This is a genomic window from Curtobacterium sp. MCLR17_054, from assembly GCF_003234335.2.
Classification (GTDB): Bacteria; Actinomycetota; Actinomycetes; order Actinomycetales; family Microbacteriaceae; genus Curtobacterium; species Curtobacterium flaccumfaciens.
The window spans coordinates 1,194,642-1,212,236 of sequence record NZ_CP126263.1 but is presented as its reverse complement, the minus strand read 5'-3'; the positions used below and the strand labels follow the sequence as shown (position 1 = coordinate 1,212,236).

The following is a 17,595-nucleotide window of genomic DNA, read 5'->3' as shown; positions in this document are numbered from 1 at the left end:
GTCACTCCCTGCCCGTCAGTCCCCACGCGTCCTCATCGGGCTCGTCGTGGACTTCATCGTACCCGCGGGTCATGTCGCCGACGGGGTCTGCTCCGTACCGGTCGCCGTCGCCGGACGGCGTCGGGGCCGGCGCTGCCGGAGCGGCCGCGGCGGGCGGCTCCTCGCCACGGAGCTTCGCGAGCACCGCGGGCAGCTGGTCGGCGGTCACCAGGACGTCGCGGGCCTTCGACCCCTCGGACGGCCCGACGATGTCGCGCGACTCCATCAGGTCCATCAGGCGACCGGCCTTGGCGAAGCCGACGCGGAGCTTGCGCTGCAGCATCGACGTCGAGCCGAACTGGGTCGACACGACCTGCTCGACGGCCGCGAGCAGCAGTTCGAGGTCGTCACCGATGTCGGCGTCGATCTCCTTGCGCTCGACCACGGCCTGGACGTCCTGGCGGTACTCGGGCTGCGCCTGCCGCGTGACGTGCTGGACGACCTCGGCAACCTCGCCCTCCTGCACCCAGGCGCCCTGCACGCGGAGCGACTTGGACGAGCCCATCGGCAGGAAGAGCGCGTCGCCCTGACCGATGAGCTTGTCGGCGCCGGGCTGGTCGAGGATGACGCGGGAGTCCGTGACGCTCGTCACCGCGAAGGCGATGCGCGATGGCACGTTCGCCTTGATCAGGCCGGTGATGACGTCGACCGAGGGGCGCTGCGTCGCGAGCACCAGGTGGATGCCGGCGGCGCGGGCGAGCTGGGTGATGCGGACGATCGACTCCTCGACGTCACGCGGCGCCACGAGCATGAGGTCGGCGAGCTCGTCGACGACGACGAGCAGGTACGGGTACGGCTTGAGCTTCCGCTCGCTGCCCGCCGGCAGGACGATCTCGTTGTTCTCGATCGCCTTGTTGAAGTCGTCGACGTGGCGGAACCCGAACGACGCCAGGTCGTCGTACCGCATGTCCATCTCCTTCACGACCCACTGCAGCGCTTCGGCCGCCTTCTTCGGGTTCGTGATGATGGGCGTGATGAGGTGCGGGACACCGGCGTAGATCGACAGTTCGACGCGCTTCGGGTCGACCAGGACCATGCGGACCTCGGACGGCTTCGCGCGCATCAGCAGCGACGTGATCATCGAGTTGATGAACACCGACTTGCCGGAACCGGTGGAGCCGGCGACGAGCAGGTGCGGCATCTTCGCCAGGTTCGCGACGACGAAGCCGCCCTCGACGTCCTTGCCGACGCCGATCGTCATCGGGTGCTTCGACTTGCGGGCGGCGTTCGAGCGCAGCACGTCACCGAGCGAGACGATCTCGCGGTCGGTGTTCGGGATCTCGACGCCGATGGCACTCTTGCCCGGGATCGGCGACAGGATGCGAACCTCGTTCGAGGCGACCGCGTACGACAGGTTCTTCGACAGGGCCGTGACCCGCTCGACCTTGACGCCCGGGCCGAGCTCGATCTCGTACCGGGTCACCGTCGGCCCGCGGGAGAACCCGGTGACCTTCGCGTCGACCTTGAACTCGGTGAGCACCCCGGTGATGGCGGCGACGATGTCGTCGTTCGCCTGGCTGCGCGCGACCGAGGGCGTTCCGGAACTCAGCGTCGTGGCGGCGGGCAGTCGGTAGGGCTTCGACGGATCGTCGTCGGAACCGGCGGCGGCTGCGCTCAGCTCGGCGGCGGCGTCGATGTCCTCCGGCTCGTCGGCGATCTCGGGCTCGGACAGCACCTCGGGCACCGCGGGACGGATGTCGGCGGTCGGCTCCGGCCGCGCGGGGACGTCGGTGCCGAACGCGCGGAGCGCCTGCTCGGCGTCCTGCAGGTCCTGCTCGACGGAGTCGTTGAGGTTGACCGACGCGGGCTCGGCCGGCGTGAGGTCGACGAGCCCGGCGGCGGCACCGGCGTTCGGGCTCACGGCGGGCGCAGCGGGCACGACGGGGGCAGCTGGTGCGACGGCAGCGGCAGCCGGGGCGACCCCGGTGGCCGGGGGCAGCACGGGGCTGTCGTACGCCGGGTCCTCTTCGCGCCCGGACTTGTTCCGGCGCCACCACGGCACGTTGTCGCCACCGGCTTCGGCGTCGGCAGCGGCCTGCTCGTCACCGAACCCGAGGTCGTCGAACAGCTGGAAGTCGGTGTCGCCCTTCTTGCCGCGCTTCGACGTGCGGGCGCGGGCGGCGGGCGCCGCCACGGCGGCGGCGTCGGCCTCGGGTTCTGCTGCGGGGGCCGGGGCGCCGAAAAGGTAGGCGTAGAGCTCGTGCAGGCGTCGCCCGAGCTTGTTCGGCGGCGTCTTGGTGATGATGAAGAGCGAGAGCACCAGCAGCACGATCGCCACGGGGACGGCCACCCAGGCGGTCGCGATCGTGACGAGCCAGCCGATGACCACCCAGCCGAGCACCCCACCGGCAGCGGCCAGCGCGGGCATGCCGTCAGCGGCGCTCGGACGGCCGCCGAAGACGTGGCAGAGCGAGGCGATCGACACGATCAGGATGCCCAGGCCGATGCCGATCCGGGTGTTGTCGTGCACCGAGGCCGGGTGCCGGAACAACCATCCGGCGAACACGATCATGATGACGGGCAGGGCGAACGCCAGGCGGCCGAACAGCCCGCCGAACGTGTACGCGTCGAGCGCAACGGAGACACTGTTGGTCGGGTTGAGCCACTCGACGACCCCGCCGGCGATGGCCAGCAGGAACAGCAGGAACGGGAACCCGTCGCGCCGCTGGTCCTTCTCGAGGGTCTCCTTGCCGAGCAGCCGGAACATCGCGCCGACGCCGTGCGCCATCGCGAGCCAGAAGGTCACGAGCGGGTTCTGCTCGCGGAACACCGGCGTGGGTGCGGCCTGCGGCAGCTTCTTCGTCGTGGCCTGGGTGCGCGACGAACCGCGCGTCCCGTTGCCACGGGACGACGTGGACGCGCGCGAGCGCGTGGTCGACTTGGTGCCTCCGGCCATGGGCAGAACCCTAACGCCCGCTCAGGACAAACGCAGGAAGGCCCGCCGCAGCGTCCGTGACGGACGCTGGACGGGCCTCCCGGGCCGGACGGACGCGAACGCGCGCCCACCCTGCGAACGGGCCCTACGCCTCGATGACCACCGGGACGATCATCGGACGACGGCGGTGCTTGGTGTTCACCCAGCGACCGACCGTGCGACGGACGACCTGCGCGAAGGCGTGCGAGTCGCGCGTGCCGTTGGCCGCGGCCTCGGAGATCGCCTTGGCGATCTGCGGGCGGACGTCGTCGAACACGGAGTCGTCCTCGGCGAAGCCACGCGACTGGATCTCCGGGCCGATCACGCACTGCCCGGTGGTGAAGTCCACCGCGCAGAAGATCGAGATGAAGCCCTCTTCCGCCAGGACGCGGCGGTCCTTCAGGTCGGCGTCGGTGATCTCGCCGACGGTGGAGCCGTCGACGTAGACGTAGCCGATGTCGAGCTGGCCGGCGACCGTCGCGACGCCGTCCTTCAGGTCGACGACGATGCCGTCCTGCCCGAGGATCACGTTGCGCGGCGGGACACCCGTCTGGATCGCCAGGTCGGCGTTCGCGTACAGGTGGCGGTGCTCGCCGTGGACGGGGAGCACGTTGCGCGGCCGCAGGATGTTGTAGCAGTAGAGCAGCTCGCCGGCGGAGGCGTGTCCGGAGACGTGCACCTTCGCGTTGCCCTTGTGCACGACCTTCGCACCGAGCTTGGTCAGCCCGTCGATGACGCGGTACACGGCGTTCTCGTTGCCCGGGATGAGCGACGACGCGAGGATGACGGTGTCGCCCTCGCCGATCTCGATCTGGTGCTCGAGGTTCGCCATGCGGGCCAGGACGGCCATCGGCTCACCCTGCGACCCGGTCGACATGTAGACGATCTGGTCGTCGGGGACGTTCTTCGCCTTCTTCGTGTCGATGAGCACGTTCTCCGGCACCCGCAGGTACCCGAGGTCGGCGGCGATCGTCATGTTGCGGATCATCGAGCGCCCCATGAACGCGACCTTGCGGTTCGCGGCTGCGGCGGCGTCGAGGACCTGCTGCACGCGGTGCACGTGCGACGAGAAGCTCGCCACGACGACCTTCTTGCGGGCGCGCATGATGATGTTCTCGAGCACCGGGCCGATGTCGCGCTCCGGAGCGGTGAAGCCCGGCACGTCGGCGTTCGTGGAGTCCGGCAGGAACAGGTCCACGCCGGCCTCGCCCAGACGGGCGAACGCACGGAGGTCGGTGATGCGGTCGTCCAGCGGGAGCTGGTCCATCTTGAAGTCACCCGTGTGCAGCACACGACCGGCGGGGGTCGTGATCGCGACGGCGAGGGCGTCCGGGATGGAGTGGTTCACGGCGACGAACTCGAGGTGGAACGGGCCGATCTGCTCGGTCTGGTCCTCGGCCACGACGAGCGTGTACGGCTTGATCCGGTGTTCCTTGAGCTTCGCCTCGACCAGCGCGAGGGTCAGCGTGGAGCCGATCAGCGGGATGTCGTCGCGGAGCTTGAGCAGGTACGGGACGGCGCCGATGTGGTCTTCGTGGCCGTGCGTGAGCACGACACCGAGGACGTCGTCGAGGCGGTCACGGATCGGCGAGAAGTCCGGCAGGATCAGGTCGACACCGGGCTGGTGCTCCTCGGGGAACAGCACGCCGGCGTCGACGATGAGCAGCTTGCCCTCGTACTCGTAGACGGTCATGTTGCGACCGATCTCGCCGAGGCCCCCGATGGGGACGACGCGGAGGGTGCCGGCTTCGAGCGGCTGCGGTTCGGAGATCTGTGTGGGCATTCGGTCCTACGGATTCGGGCGACGCGCGCGCTGCGCGCCGCGGTGTTCGCTAGCGGGTGGTGCCTGGCACCTTCGGTAGTGCACCGCCGGCCGCCGCGTTGCGGTCGGGGCGGAAGTTCGAGAAGTCGGCGCCGGGCACGTCGCGCACGGCTTCGAGGGAGGTCTCGATGGCGTACGCCTCGGAGTCCTCGGGGCCGACGAGCGGCAGTCGGACGCGCGGGCTGCCGATGCGGCCGAGCCCGTGCAGGATGTACTTGGCGGCCACGGTACCGGGAACGTGCGTCATCACGGCGCGGACGAGCGGCTCGAGTCGCTTGTGCTCGGCAGTCGCGGTGGCCAGGTCGCCCCGGTTCACGGCGTCGACGATGGTGCGGTACGGCGCGCTCGTGATGTTCGCGGTCACGCCGATCAGGCCGGTGGCGCCGATCGACAGGTGCGGGAGCACGTTCGTGTCGTCGCCGGAGAAGTACATGAGGTCGGTGTTGTTCAGCACCCGCGAGACCTCGGCGAAGTCGCCCTTGGCGTCCTTCACGGCGAGGATGTTCGGGTGCTTGGACGCACGCAGGATCGTGTCGTACGTGATCGGGATGCCGGTGCGGCCCGGGATGTCGTACAGGATCACCGGCAGGTCGGTGGCGTCCGCGATCATCCGGAAGTGGGTGAGGACACCCGACTGCGTCGGCTTGTTGTAGTACGGCGTGACGATCATCACGCCGTCCGCGCCGGCCTTCTCGCTCTGCTTGTACAGGTGGATCGCGTGCGCGGTCTCGTTCGAGCCACCGCCCGTGATGATCTTCGCGCGGCCGGCAGCGACGGACTTGCCGACCTCGACCAGACGGAGCTTCTCCGGGTCGGTCAGCGTCGACGTCTCACCGGTCGTGCCGGTGACGACGATGCCGTCGGCGCCGGCGGTGATGCAGTCGTCGATGTGCTGCTCGACGCCGGGCCAGTCGACCTCGCCGTCGGCCGTGAACGGGGTCACGAGGGCGACGAGGACCTGACCGAAGGGATTCTCACGCGGGGACACGGGCACCAGCGTACCGGGGATGCGCGCGAGGACCGCCGTCCGTGTGGACGGTGGACCGCCTGCGGCGCGGACGGGAGGCCCGGATCACGTCCGTCCCGCCGGTCACGCCCGCCCCGTGCGGGCGCTCAGGCGCGGCGTTGCCACTCCAGGAACCGGTAGCGGGTGCCGCCGTTCCGGGACTCCTGCCAGGGGCCCTCGTCGGTGAGCGTCCAGCCGGCCGCCTCGTCGAGCGTGGGTGCGACGGTGTCACCGGGCACGTCGACGTCGATCAGCGTCTCGGAGACGTGGTCGGCCGCGTCGAGTGCGGCGGCGTAGACCTGACCGCCGCCGATCACCCACACGGTCGCGTCGGCGCTGTCGGCACGCTCGAGTTCGGCCTGCAGGTCGTGCACGACCTCGGCGCCGTCGGTCGTCCACGTCGTGTCCCGGGTGAGCACGACGTTGCGCCGACCGGGCAGCGGCCGGAAGCGCTCGGGCAGGGACTCCCAGGTGCGCCGGCCCATCAGCACGGTCGCGTCGCCGGTGACGTGCTTGAAGTGCGCCAGGTCCTCGGGCACGTGCCAGGGCATGCCGCCGTCGGCACCGATGACGCCGGTGGTCGAGCGGGCCCAGACCATGCCGATCATCAGACGGCGACCGCGGCCTTGATCGCCGGGTGGTGCTCGTAGCCGACGACGGTGAAGTCCTCGTACTCGTAGTCGTCGATCGAGTCGCGCGGAGCGAGTTCGAGCGTCGGCATCGGGTACGCCGTGCGGGACAGCTGCTCCTCGACCTGTTCGACGTGGTTGTCGTAGATGTGGCAGTCGCCGCCGGTCCAGACGAAGTCGCCGACCTCGAGCCCGGTCTGCGCCGCGATCATGTGGGTCAGCAGCGCGTACGAGGCGATGTTGAACGGGACGCCGAGGAACATGTCGGCGCTCCGCTGGTAGAGCTGGCACGAGAGCTTGCCGTCGTTCACGTAAAACTGGAAGAAGGCGTGGCACGGGGCGAGCGCCATGTCCGGCACGTCGGCGACGTTCCAGGCCGAGACGATGAGCCGGCGGCTGTCCGGGTTGGTCTTGATCTGCTCGATGACCTGGGCGATCTGATCGACGTGCTCGCCCGAGGGGGTCGGCCACGAGCGCCACTGCACGCCGTACACCGGGCCGAGGTCACCGTCGGCGTCCGCCCACTCGTTCCAGATCCGGACACCGTGCTCCTGCAGCCAGGTGGCGTTGCCCTCGCCACGCAGGAACCAGAGGAGCTCGTACGCGACCGACTTGAAGTGCACGCGCTTGGTGCTGACGAGGGGGAAGCCCTTCGACAGGTCGTAGCGGAGCTGTGCGCCGAACAGGCTCCGGGTGCCGGTGCCGGTGCGGTCACCCTTCGGCGAGCCCTCGGTCAGGACCCGGCGGAGCAGGTCTTCGTAGGGCGTCGGGACGGAGGCGTCGGGCTGTACGGTCTCGCTGTCGGTCACACACAGAAGCCTACGTCGGTGTGAGTAGCGTTGCGGGCATGCCCGACACGACGGAACAACCGCTCTCGATCCTGGTGGCCGGCTCGTCCGGGTTCATCGGGACGCCCCTCGTCCGCGCCCTGCGCGAGGCGGGGCACCACGTCACCACGCTCGTCCGCCGCGAAGCGCGCACCGCGACCGAGTTCCGCTGGGCACCGGGGCGGCGTCCGCTCGACCCGGCGATCCTCGACGGTGCCGACGTGGTGATCAACCTGGCCGGCGCGAACATCGGCAAGCTGCCGTGGACGGACGCGTACCGCAAGGAGATCCGCAGCTCGCGCATCGACGCCACCGACACCCTGGTCGAGGCGATGCGGCACGCCGCCACTCCCCCGGCGCTGTTCCTGTCGGGCTCGGCCTCGGGCGTGTACGGCGACCGCCCGGCCGACGTGCTGCAGGACGACGCCGCCCCGGGCACGGGGTTCCTCGCCGACGTCTGCACCGCGTGGGAGGCCGCCGCGAACGCCGCTCCCGCCGGGGTCCGGGTCGTCACGCTCCGTACCGGCATCGTCATCGGCAAGGGCGGCGGTGCACTTGCGCCGCTCGTCCCGCTGACGAAGCTCGGCGTCGGCAGCCGGCTCGGCACCGGTGGCCAGCACTGGCCCTGGATCGCGCTCGAGGACGAGGTCGGCGCCATCGTGCACCTGGCGACCGCGGCACCGGACGTGTCCGGTCCGGTGAACCTGGCCGGCCCTGAGCCCGTCGTGGCCGACCGCATCACGAAGCACGTCGCCGAGGTCCTGCACCGCCCGTACCTCTTCCGGATCCCCGAGTTCGCCCTGCGCCTGGCGCTGCGGGACGCCGCCGACGACATGCTCCTGTCGAGCCAGCGGATGGTGCCCACGAAGCTGCTCGAGTCCGGCTACACGTTCCGGTACACGCAGGCCGCGGACGCGATCGACGCCGTCTTCTGATCCGCCTCCGGCCCCGGGGTCAGCGGTCGGCGGCGCGCGCCAGGGCGGTGCGCATCGCCGACCGTGCGCGCTTGCGGTCACCGGCGGCGTCGTAGACCACACCGAGCCGGTACCAGGCACGCCAGTCGGCCGGGTCCTGCTCGACCGCGTCGCGGTACCGCGGGAACAGCTCGTCGGCGGCGTCGCGGATCGGCCGGCCCGACGGCCGCACCGGGACGACGTCGTCCGGGGTGCCGCCCTCGGCCTCGAGCCGCGCGCCGAGCCGGGTGATGCGGATGCCGAAGCGGAACTCCAGCACGAGCAGGAGCGCCCCGATCGCGGCGACGACGAACAGCGCGACGCCGATGCCGATGCCGATCGGGATCCCGGTCGCGATGAAGGCGACGGCGCGCTGCCCGACGAGCACGATGTACAGGGCGAGCAGCACCGCCATCAGCGCTGCACCCCAGAACGGCGAGCGGATCGTGCGTCCGGCCCGCTCCATCCGACCCACGGCGGTCAGCCGATGCCGAGGACGCTGCCGAGGCCCACGGTGAGGCCCCGCGCCGACACCACGTTCGCCAGCGCCGCACGGATGCCCGCGACGTAGGCGACGTCGTCGTTGGTGTCGTGTCGGATCGTCAGCGTCTCGCCGGGGCCGCTCAGCACGACGTCCTGCACGGCCTTCACCCCGGGGAGCCGGAGCGAGTGGATGGGCACGCTGGCGACCTGCTGGCCGCGGGCGCGCTGGTCGACGTGCGGGGCGTCCACGGGACCGACCTCGCGCCGGGCGTCGGCCATCAGCTCCGCGGTGCGCACCGCGGTGCCCGACGGCGAGTCGATCTTGCCGGCGTGGTGGGTCTCGACGATCTCGGCGGCGGGGAACCACGGTGCCGCGATCGTCGCCAGGTGCGTGCCGAGCACGGAGCCGATCGAGAAGTTCGGGACCACGAGCACCCCCTGGTCCGGGCGTTCCCGCAGCCCGGTGCGGAGCTTCGCGAGCCGGTCGAGCGACCAGCCGGAGGTGCCGACGAGCACGTTCGCGCCGCTCGAGAGCGCGTTCTCCACGATCGCCGGGCTGAGCGACGGCACCGTCACGTCGACCACCAGGGCCGCGCCGCCGAAGACCGACGGCGGCGCCTCGTGCGCGCCGTCCTTCGACGACAGGCGGGCGACGAGCTCGAACTCCGGGAGTTCCTCGACGACGGACGCCACGAGGCCCCCGAGACGACCGGTGGCGCCGACGACGGCGACGGGAGTGACCATGCGGTCCATCCTAGGATCGACGCATGTCAGTCGAGGTCAGGACCGTGCCGGCCGATCTGCCCGAGGTCGACGCGCTGCTCGACGCGTACCTGGACGAGCGCGAGGCGACGTTCCCGAGCGCGCAGGGCACGTACTCGCGGAAGCGCACCCCCGCGGCCGAGTTCACGCCGCCGAACGGGGTGTTCGCGGTGGCGTACGACGACGGCGTCGCGGTCGGCTGCGGCGGCCTCCGTCGGATCGCGGACGGGGTCGACGCGACCGGTGCCGTCGACGTCCGGTTCGAGGTCAAGCACGTCTTCGTGGCACCGGCCGGGCGCGGCACGGGCGTCGCGACGGCCGTGATGGACCTGCTCGAGCGGGCCGCGGCCGACCTCGGTGCGACGAGCATCGTCCTCGACACGAACGACTCGCTCGTGGCGGCCGGTGCGATGTACCGCGGCCGCGGGTACCAGCGGGTCGAGCCGTTCAACGACAACCCCAACGCGACCGCCTGGTACCGCAAGCCGATCGCCTGAGCCGCCACGGGCCTCCCGGCCGCGCCACCGCGGACCGGACGGGCAGCCGCTAGACGGGCTGGTCGACGGGCAGACCCGTGCGCAGCTCCACCGGCAGGTGGGCCAGGTCGTTCAGCGTGACGACCTCGGCGGGCTTCGCCGAACGGATCCGGATGATCGTGAGCGCGGTGTGGGCGACGTTCGTGCCCATCCAGCGCCACTCGGGGGCTTGGAACGCCTCGCGCACGAACCAGCCGATCACGGCGTTGTGGGTGATCAGCAGGTCGTGCCGGTCCTCGCGCGCCGGGGTGAACCACTCCGACACGGCGTCGCCCATCTGGGCCTGCCCGGCGACGATCTCCTCTTCGGTGATGCCGCCGTACCAGCCCTGGTAGGCGTGCGGCATGTCCGGGGTCGGGCCCGAGGGGATGCAGTCGAACAGCAGTGTCGAGGGCTCGGGCTGGATCGACGGCAGGCGCTGCGACAGGAACGCGGCGGTCTCGCTCGGGGCCTCGAGCGGCGAGTGGTACACGCCGTCGAAGGGCACGCCGCCGAGACGGTCCGCGATCAGGGTCGCCTGACGCTTGCCGCGTTCGGAGAGCTTGCCGTCCCGCAGGCCGTGTTCGGCGTCCTGGTGTTCGCCGTGCCGGACGAGGTACAGGTAGTGCGACATGTCCGTGCTCAGCTGCCGATCCCGATGGCCGCGGCGAGTTCGTCCTGCTGCACGGCACCGACGACCGAGGTGATCGTCGGCCGGGTGAGCAGGTCGCGCGCGAGTTCGAGCACGCCGTCGGTCGTGACGCCGTCGACACGCTCGAGCGCCGTCGACAGGTCGGTGTACTCGCCGGTGCCGAGCTCGGAGCGGCCGAGGCGGGTCATGCGGGCGTCGGAGTCCTCGAGCGAGAGCGTCAGCGCGCCCTCGATCTGGCCCTTGGCACGTCGGAGCTCGTCGTCGGTGATGCCGTGGTCGACCATCCGGCGGAACTCGGCGTCCACGATGTCGATGACGCCGGCGACGTTGTCCGGCGCGCAGCCGGCGTAGACACCGAAGGCACCGTTGTCCAGGTACGCGGGGGCGAACGACGACACCGCGTAGGCCAGACCGCGGCGCTCGCGCACTTCCTGGAAGAGACGCGAACTCATGCCGCCACCGAGCACGGCGTTCAGGACGCTGAGCGAGGGACGGCGGTCGTCACGCAGGTCGAGGCCCTGCGAGCCGCGGAGCATGCTGACCTGCTCGGTCGGGCGGTGCACCACGGTCAACTTCGCCTCGACCGGGTCGGCCACGGTCTCGGGCGTGCGGCGCGGCAGCGGCTCGGCGTCCGGGGCGTCGTGGAAGACGCCGGCGACGAGCTCGCAGAACCGGTCGTGGTCGACGGCACCGGCGGCGGTCACGACGATGCCGTTCGGCGCGTAGTGCTCGCGGTAGTGGGCCAGCACCTCGTCGCGCTGGACCGCACGGATGCTGTCCGGGGTGCCGCCGATCGGACGGCCGAGCGGGTGTCCGCCGAAGGCCGCGGCGAAGAACGCCTCGCCCGCGACGTCGGCCGGGTCGTCGGCGGCCATCGCGAGCTCTTCGAGGATGACCCCGCGCTCGACGGCGAATGCGTCCGGTTCGAGCACCGAACCGGTGACCATGTCACCGATGACGTTCACGGCCATCGGGACGTCGGTGTCCCGGACCCGTGCGTAGTAACAGGTGTACTCCTTGGCGGTGGCGGCGTTGTGCTCACCGCCGACCGAGTCGAACGCGATGGCGATGTCGAGCGCCGACCGGGTCTCGGTGCCCTTGAAGAGCAGGTGTTCGAGGAAGTGCGTCGACCCGAACTGCCCGTCGCGCTCATCACGCGAACCGACGCCGACCCAGAACCCGATGCTCGTCGACGCGGCACCCGGCACCGCCTCGGTCAGCACACGGACGCCCGAGGGCAGCACGGTGCGACGGACGAAGGCCCCGCCGGACGTCAGGAACGACGTGTCCGGGGCCCCGAGCGGCAGTGGCACTGGCTGGTTCATCGCAGACGAGCCTAGTGATCCGTCGATGCCTCCCGCCCAGTTTCCCGGTCTCGGTCGCATGCCACTCGAAGTGGGGTACAGAAAATGTGGACAGACCGACTCGTCTGTCTGTCCTCCTTGTGCTACTGTTGGTCACGCCGGATCGAAAGCCCCCCTAAGTTCCGATCCGGCGGCTCGGGACATCAGTCCTGCGCGACCACCGAGTCCCCCCACTCCGGTCGCGGAGCCGATGAGTCCGAGGAGTACACGCTGTGACGGTCGATTCCCCCCAACCGGCCGTCCAGCGTCTCCCCGGCCCGAGCACGAACCTCGCGTCGCCGGACGGGTCGAGCGTCCCCCCGACTCCCCGCTCCGGCGGCGCGAAGGTCCGTGTCCTCGAGACCGCCACGCGACTCTTCTACGAAGAGGGCATCCACAGCGTCGGCGTCGACCGTCTCATCTCCGAGGCGAGCGTCACGAAGGCGACGTTCTACAAGCACTACGGGTCGAAGGACAACCTGATCCTGGCCTACATCCGCACCCAGCACGAGCGCGTGCAGGAGCGGATGGAGCAGCTCATCACCGACGCCGGCTCCCCCGAGCGGGCCGTCCGCGCGTGGGTTGCCGCGCTGGCCGACGACGTCAACGACCCGGCGTTCCGCGGCTGTGCGTTCCTGCACGCCGCCGCCGAGTACCACGACCCGCGCGACCCGGTCCGCCAGGTCGTCGCCGTGCACCGCGACTGGTACACCGAACGGCTGGCGACCCTGCTGCAGGAGGCCGGACACCCCCTGCCCGGCGACGGCGCCGACGAGCTCATGCTCGCGCGCGACGGTGCGATGGCCGGCGCGTACGCCGGTGACGCGATCGCCGCCACCGCTGCGCTCAACCGCGTGGTCGACCGGGTGCTCGCGGGCTGACGCCTGGCTGTCACCGGATCTGTCGCTTTCGCGAAAGCGACAGATCACCGCGAACAGTTCGCGGCATCCTGTCGCCTTCGCGGCACGGACGCACCCGCGCGACGCGCATGTGTCGCTTCCGTGGGGCGGTCGAGGCGACCGCGGCCGGACGGGAGGCCCGTGGCGGGCCCGCACCGCGCCTCCAGGCCGTCACGTGCGAACTCCCACAGCCCCGCGTGCGCACCGAGCGCAGCCCGAGCCGGCGGGTGTTGGCTGGGGGCATGGCCAACGACCCCAACTGGAACCTGCCCGACGTCCCGTCCTTCACCCTGACGAGCCCCGACTTCACCGACGGAGGCGAGCTGCCCACCTCGGCACGCGGCTCCGACGTCGGCGGTGAGGACCGCTCCCCCGCACTCGAGTGGTCGGACGCGCCCGAGGGCGCGAAGAGCTTCGTCCTGACCGTCTACGACCCCGATGCCCCGACCGGCTCCGGCTTCTGGCACTGGAGCCTGACCGACATCCCGGGCTCGGCGACCTCGCTCCCCGCAGGCGCCGGTACCGACGACGCCCTGCTGCCCGCCGAGGCACTCCGCCGCCGCAACGAGTTCGGCACGGACACGTTCCTCGGGGCCGCTCCGCCCGCGGGCCACGGTGTGCACCGCTACTTCTTCACGCTGAGCGCCCTCGACGTCCCCGTGCTCGAGGTCCCCGCCGACGCGACCCCCGCGGTCGTGGGCTTCATGCTCCGCGGGCACCTGCTCGGGCGCGCGCAGCTCATGGGCACGCAGGAGACCCCCGCGGCCTGACCGGCACGTGGCACGGCGCCGCGATCGTTCGCACACAGCGACAGTTCACGCGGCGCCGTGCCCGTGAGGTGTCGCTGGCCGCGAAAGCACGCGCGGCCAACGCGCACACACGCCCCGCAACGGCGAACGGCCGCCGCCCCGGAAGGGACGGCGGCCGTTCGTGCGTCAGGACGCGGGGAGGATCAGCCCTCGGCCGGGTCCTCGGCGTGGGCGCGGACCGTCTCGGCCGAGGTGGAGTCACCCTCGGTCTCGTCGGCCACGACCGGCGCGAGCGACAGCTTGCCGCGGTCGTCCACCTTGGTGACCTCGACCAGGACCTTCTGGCCGACGCCGAGCACGTCTTCGACGTTCTCCACACGCTTGCCACCGGCGAGCTTGCGGACCTCGGAGACGTGGAGCAGACCGTCACGGCCCGGGAGCAGCGACACGAAGGCGCCGAAGGTGGCGATCTTCACGACGGTGCCGAGGAACTGGTCCCCGATCTCCGGGTTCGTCGGGTTCGCGATCGCGTTGACCTGGGCACGAGCGGCCTCGGCCGACGGACCGTCGACGGCGCCGATGTAGACGGTGCCGTTGTCCTCGATCGAGATGTCGGCACCGGTGGTGTCCTGGATGCCGTTGATCGTCTTGCCCTTCGGGCCGATCAGCTCGCCGATCTTGTCGACGGGGATCTGCACCGAGATGACGCGAGGAGCGGTGTCCGCCATCTCGTCGGGGGCGTCGATGGCCTCGTTCAGCACACCGAGGATGGCCGAGCGGGCCTCCTTGGCCTGCTTGAGCGCCGCGTCGAGCACCGTCGACGGGATGCCGTCGAGCTTGGTGTCGAGCTGGATCGCGGTGACGAACTCCGAGGTACCGGCGACCTTGAAGTCCATGTCGCCGAGGGCGTCTTCCGCACCGAGGATGTCGGTCAGGGCCGCGTAGCGGGTCTGGCCGTCGACGGTGTCGGACACGAGGCCCATCGCGATGCCGGCGACCGGGGCCTTGAGGGGCACACCGGCGTTGAGCAGCGACAGGGTCGAGGCGCAGACGGAACCCATCGAGGTCGAGCCGTTGGAGCTGAGCGCCTCGGAGACCTGACGGATGGCGTACGGGAACTCGTCACGCGACGGCAGCACCGGCACGAGGGCGCGCTCGGCGAGGAAGCCGTGCCCGATCTCGCGACGCTTCGGCGAACCCACGCGGCCGGTCTCACCGGTCGAGTAGGGCGGGAAGTTGTAGTGGTGCAGGTAGCGCTTCTTCGTGACGGGCGACAGCGAGTCGATCTGCTGCTCCATCTTGAGCATGTTCAGCGTGGTGACGCCGAGGATCTGCGTCTCGCCGCGCTGGAAGATCGCCGAACCGTGGACGCGCGGGATCACGGCGACCTCGGCGTCGAGCGGACGGATGTCGGCCAGGCCGCGGCCGTCCATGCGGATCTGCTCGGTCAGGATGCGGCCGCGGACGACCTTCTTCGTGACCGACTTGTACGCGGCACCGACCTGCGAGTTGGCGACCTCGGGCAGCGAGCCCGCGGTGACCTGCTCGGCGATGGCGGCCTTGACGCGCGACTTGAGCGCGTCGTCGGCGTCCTGACGCTCGGTCTTGGCGGCGATCTTGTAGACGTCACCGAGCTCGGAGAGCGCGAGGGCCTCGACGGCCGAGTAGACCTCGGGCGCGTACGGCGGGAAGACCGGGAAGTCCTGGATCTCCTTGGCCGACTGCGCGGCGAGCTTGGCCTGCGCGTCGACGAGGGACTTGAGGAACGGCTTCGCCGCCTCGAGACCCTGCGCGACGATGGCCTCGTCGGGCTTGGTGGCGCCGCCCTGGATGAGGTCCCAGGCGTGCTCGGTGGCTTCCGCCTCGACCATCATGATCGCGACGTCCTCGTTGCCGGCCTCGTCCGTGACGACACGACCGGCGACGGTCAGGTCGAACACGGCGTCGGCGAGCTGCGAGGCCTTCGGGAACGCGACCCACTGGTCACCGATGAGCGCGAGGCGCACACCGGCGATCGGGCCGGAGAACGGCAGACCGGAGATCTGCGTCGACGCGGACGCGGCGTTGATCGCCAGCGCGTCGTAGAACTCGTCCGGAGCGATGCTCAGGACGGTGATGACGATCTGCACCTCGTTGCGGAGGCCGTCGACGAACGACGGACGCAGCGGCCGGTCGATGAGACGGCAGACGAGGATGGCCTCGGTCGACGGACGGCCTTCACGACGGAAGAACGAACCGGGGATCTTGCCGGCGGCGTAGGAACGCTCTTCGACGTCGACGGTCAGCGGGAAGAAGTCGAAGCCCTCACGCGGGTGCTTGCCGGCGCTGGTGGCCGAGAGGAGCATCGTTTCCTCGTCCAGGTACGCGGCGACCGCGCCCTGGGCCTGCTGTGCGAGCCGACCGGTCTCGAACCGGACGGTGCGCTTGCCGTACTTGCCGTTGTCGATGACGGCTTCGGCGAACTTGATCTCGGGACCCTCCAAAAGGGCGCCTCCTTGATGTGTTTCCGGCAGGCCGTGGCGACGGCACTCGATGGTGCGTGCGCGCCGATCGTTCCGGACGCATGTCTGGCCAGCAGTAGAAGCACTCGGGAAACCGTTCCGGCCCGCGAGCCACCACCGATGACCAGCTCCGTGCCCGGCCTGCGCAGTGTTGTGTGTGACGTCCGGGGAATGAGTCCTCGGACACGATGGACTTTACCAGTCCTCAGGCTGTCGGCGGCGCGGCTCGCTGGACTCCTGGTGAACATCGGTAGCCTGCCGACATGCGCCTCACCCCCTCGCGGGGCGTGCTCGTCGCGGCCGCCGTGGTCGTCGGCGCGCTCGTCGCCCCGGCCCTGACCGCTGCCCCCGCGAACGCCACCGAGTACCCCACCTGGCAGGACGTCCAGCGCGCCAAGGGCAACGAGACCGCCAAGCGCGCCGAGGTGCAGAAGGTGCAGGCCGCATTGCAGTCGGCGCAGGACGAAGCCGCCGCGAAGTCGCAGGCCGCCCTGGTGGCCTCGTCGAAGGCGGACGCGGCCGAGTCGGAGTTGGCGTCGGCCACCCAGGCCGCCACGAGCCTCCAGGCCCAGGCGCAGCACGCGAGCGAGACGGCGGACCGGGCCCAGCAGCGGGCCGGCCAACTGGCCGCGAACCTGTACCGCGACGGCAGCACGAACCAGATGACCACCCGCATCGCGACCGCGAAGAACCCGGACCAGCTGCTCTACCAGCTCGGCGCGCTCGACCAGCTGTCGGAGACCTGGGCCGGCGTCATGGACGACGCGTCCGTCGCGGCCGGCACGGCGTCGTCGCTGCACGAGCAGGCCGAGCGGGCCGAGACGGAACGCGCGACGCGCGCGCAGGCGGCCGAGGAACGCTCGGCCGCGGCGAAGTCGGCGCAACAGGCGGCGGACGCCGCCGTCGAGTCGACGGAGCAGCACAGCGACGAGCTGTACGCGCAGCTCGCGTCGCTCAAGGACAGCACCGCGAAGCAGGAGGCCGGGTACGAACTCGGCCAGCGGGTCGCCGCGCAGAAGGCGGAGCAGCAGCGCAAGCGGGCCGCAGCGGCTGCGGCCGAGGAGGCGGCGAACGCGGCCGCGGCGAACGCCGGCAGCAGCGCTTCCAGCGGCGGCGCGACCAGCGGCGGCACCGGCTCGTCCTACCCGAGCACCGGAGGCGTCGCCGTGGACCCCGCGGCCGCGCAGGCCTACGCACGGAGCGCGCTCGGGTCGTACGGGTGGGGCTCCGACCAGTTCTCGTGCCTGGTGTCGCTCTGGACGCAGGAGTCCGGGTGGCGGGCGAACGCCCTGAACGCCTCGAGCGGCGCCTACGGCATCCCGCAGTCGCTGCCGGCCGAGAAGATGGCGGTCGCCGGAGCCGACTGGCGCACCAACGCGAACACGCAGATCGACTGGGGGCTCGCGTACATCAAGAGCGCCTACGGCTCACCCTGCGGGGCGTGGGGCCACGAGATGAGCGTCAACCCGCACTGGTACTGAGCGCTGGGCCGGCCGGGCGC

General features: G+C 71.0%; 15 protein-coding genes. 5 read left to right on the top strand and 10 right to left on the bottom strand.

Annotation, left to right across the window (positions count from 1 at the left end):
• Position 1: 1 nt before the first annotated feature.
• The 5 genes from DEJ08_RS05810 to DEJ08_RS05790 all read right to left on the bottom strand — a co-directional run bounded on the left by DEJ08_RS05810 (position 2) and on the right by DEJ08_RS05790 (position 7,219).
• Positions 2-2,935 carry an FtsK/SpoIIIE family DNA translocase gene (locus tag DEJ08_RS05810; RefSeq protein ID WP_111054273.1) on the bottom strand — a complete coding sequence of 978 codons (2,934 nt, stop codon included), beginning with the start codon at positions 2,933-2,935 and terminating at the stop codon, positions 2-4.
• Positions 2,936-3,059: 124 nt separating this feature from the next.
• Positions 3,060-4,736, bottom strand: coding sequence for a ribonuclease J (locus tag DEJ08_RS05805; protein WP_027464761.1), 1,677 nt, complete (start codon positions 4,734-4,736; stop codon positions 3,060-3,062).
• A gap of 49 nt (positions 4,737-4,785) precedes the next feature.
• Positions 4,786-5,763, bottom strand: a complete 978-nt coding sequence (gene dapA, locus DEJ08_RS05800; RefSeq protein ID WP_017885921.1) for a 4-hydroxy-tetrahydrodipicolinate synthase — start codon at positions 5,761-5,763, stop codon at positions 4,786-4,788.
• A 125-nt stretch (positions 5,764-5,888) separates the two neighbouring features.
• Positions 5,889-6,389: a dihydrofolate reductase gene (locus DEJ08_RS05795; protein ID WP_111054272.1), complete on the bottom strand. Its 501-nt coding sequence runs from the start codon at positions 6,387-6,389 to the stop codon at positions 5,889-5,891.
• A complete protein-coding gene (locus DEJ08_RS05790) occupies positions 6,389-7,219 on the bottom strand; it encodes a thymidylate synthase (RefSeq protein ID WP_111054271.1) in 831 nt (276 codons plus the stop codon). The genes DEJ08_RS05795 and DEJ08_RS05790 overlap by 1 nt, the downstream gene beginning before the upstream one ends.
• A gap of 38 nt (positions 7,220-7,257) precedes the next feature.
• Between DEJ08_RS05790 and DEJ08_RS05785 the strand changes: the two genes are divergently transcribed.
• The gene (locus DEJ08_RS05785; protein ID WP_110864735.1) at positions 7,258-8,172 is read left to right on the top strand and encodes a TIGR01777 family oxidoreductase; all 915 of its coding nucleotides are present in this window, start codon (positions 7,258-7,260) and stop codon (positions 8,170-8,172) included.
• Positions 8,173-8,191: 19 nt separating this feature from the next.
• Here the strand turns inward: DEJ08_RS05785 and DEJ08_RS05780 are convergent, their stop codons facing one another.
• Together DEJ08_RS05780 and DEJ08_RS05775 are read right to left on the bottom strand one after the other, a co-directional pair.
• Positions 8,192-8,656: a tetratricopeptide repeat protein gene (locus tag DEJ08_RS05780; protein WP_017885925.1), complete on the bottom strand. Its 465-nt coding sequence runs from the start codon at positions 8,654-8,656 to the stop codon at positions 8,192-8,194.
• A gap of 14 nt (positions 8,657-8,670) precedes the next feature.
• A complete protein-coding gene (locus DEJ08_RS05775) occupies positions 8,671-9,417 on the bottom strand; it encodes a 4-hydroxy-tetrahydrodipicolinate reductase (protein ID WP_228513608.1) in 747 nt (248 codons plus the stop codon).
• A gap of 23 nt (positions 9,418-9,440) precedes the next feature.
• Here DEJ08_RS05775 and DEJ08_RS05770 point away from each other — a divergent pair, with 23 nt between their 5' ends.
• A complete protein-coding gene (locus tag DEJ08_RS05770) occupies positions 9,441-9,932 on the top strand; it encodes a GNAT family N-acetyltransferase (protein ID WP_111054270.1) in 492 nt (163 codons plus the stop codon).
• Positions 9,933-9,981: 49 nt separating this feature from the next.
• On the opposite strand, the gene DEJ08_RS05765 is transcribed toward DEJ08_RS05770, so the two are convergent.
• The gene (locus DEJ08_RS05765; protein WP_027464756.1) at positions 9,982-10,584 is read right to left on the bottom strand and encodes a histidine phosphatase family protein; all 603 of its coding nucleotides are present in this window, start codon (positions 10,582-10,584) and stop codon (positions 9,982-9,984) included.
• A gap of 8 nt (positions 10,585-10,592) precedes the next feature.
• Positions 10,593-11,927 carry a M16 family metallopeptidase gene (locus DEJ08_RS05760; RefSeq protein WP_071405593.1) on the bottom strand — a complete coding sequence of 445 codons (1,335 nt, stop codon included), beginning with the start codon at positions 11,925-11,927 and terminating at the stop codon, positions 10,593-10,595.
• A 251-nt stretch (positions 11,928-12,178) separates the two neighbouring features.
• Here DEJ08_RS05760 and DEJ08_RS05755 point away from each other — a divergent pair, with 251 nt between their 5' ends.
• On the top strand, positions 12,179-12,826 hold the full coding sequence (locus DEJ08_RS05755; RefSeq protein ID WP_071405592.1) for a TetR/AcrR family transcriptional regulator: 648 nt from the start codon (positions 12,179-12,181) through the stop codon (positions 12,824-12,826).
• A gap of 260 nt (positions 12,827-13,086) precedes the next feature.
• Positions 13,087-13,614, top strand: a complete 528-nt coding sequence (locus tag DEJ08_RS05750; protein WP_111054269.1) for a YbhB/YbcL family Raf kinase inhibitor-like protein — start codon at positions 13,087-13,089, stop codon at positions 13,612-13,614.
• Between the two features lie 182 nt (positions 13,615-13,796).
• On the opposite strand, the gene DEJ08_RS05745 is transcribed toward DEJ08_RS05750, so the two are convergent.
• Complete coding sequence (locus tag DEJ08_RS05745; RefSeq protein WP_110864729.1) at positions 13,797-16,076, bottom strand: polyribonucleotide nucleotidyltransferase; 2,280 nt, start codon at positions 16,074-16,076, stop codon at positions 13,797-13,799.
• 281 nt (positions 16,077-16,357) lie between these two features.
• Here DEJ08_RS05745 and DEJ08_RS05740 point away from each other — a divergent pair, with 281 nt between their 5' ends.
• The gene (locus tag DEJ08_RS05740; protein ID WP_111054268.1) at positions 16,358-17,575 is read left to right on the top strand and encodes a coiled-coil domain-containing protein; all 1,218 of its coding nucleotides are present in this window, start codon (positions 16,358-16,360) and stop codon (positions 17,573-17,575) included.
• Positions 17,576-17,595: the final 20 nt, after the last annotated feature.

What these genes read in the sequence shown, in the direction of transcription:
- DEJ08_RS05770 (WP_111054270.1), top strand. Translation starts at nt 9,441, where the DNA reads ATGTCAGTCGAGGTCAGGACCGTGCCGGCCGATCTGCCCGAGGTCGAC.
- DEJ08_RS05775 (WP_228513608.1), bottom strand. Translation starts at nt 9,417, where the DNA reads ATGGTCACTCCCGTCGCCGTCGTCGGCGCCACCGGTCGTCTCGGGGGC.
- DEJ08_RS05760 (WP_071405593.1), bottom strand. Translation starts at nt 11,927, where the DNA reads ATGAACCAGCCAGTGCCACTGCCGCTCGGGGCCCCGGACACGTCGTTC.
- DEJ08_RS05780 (WP_017885925.1), bottom strand. Translation starts at nt 8,656, where the DNA reads ATGGAGCGGGCCGGACGCACGATCCGCTCGCCGTTCTGGGGTGCAGCG.
- DEJ08_RS05785 (WP_110864735.1), top strand. Translation starts at nt 7,258, where the DNA reads ATGCCCGACACGACGGAACAACCGCTCTCGATCCTGGTGGCCGGCTCG.
- DEJ08_RS05750 (WP_111054269.1), top strand. Translation starts at nt 13,087, where the DNA reads ATGGCCAACGACCCCAACTGGAACCTGCCCGACGTCCCGTCCTTCACC.
- DEJ08_RS05795 (WP_111054272.1), bottom strand. Translation starts at nt 6,389, where the DNA reads ATGATCGGCATGGTCTGGGCCCGCTCGACCACCGGCGTCATCGGTGCC.
- DEJ08_RS05740 (WP_111054268.1), top strand. Translation starts at nt 16,358, where the DNA reads ATGCGCCTCACCCCCTCGCGGGGCGTGCTCGTCGCGGCCGCCGTGGTC.
- DEJ08_RS05765 (WP_027464756.1), bottom strand. Translation starts at nt 10,584, where the DNA reads ATGTCGCACTACCTGTACCTCGTCCGGCACGGCGAACACCAGGACGCC.
- DEJ08_RS05805 (WP_027464761.1), bottom strand. Translation starts at nt 4,736, where the DNA reads ATGCCCACACAGATCTCCGAACCGCAGCCGCTCGAAGCCGGCACCCTC.
- DEJ08_RS05810 (WP_111054273.1), bottom strand. Translation starts at nt 2,935, where the DNA reads ATGGCCGGAGGCACCAAGTCGACCACGCGCTCGCGCGCGTCCACGTCG.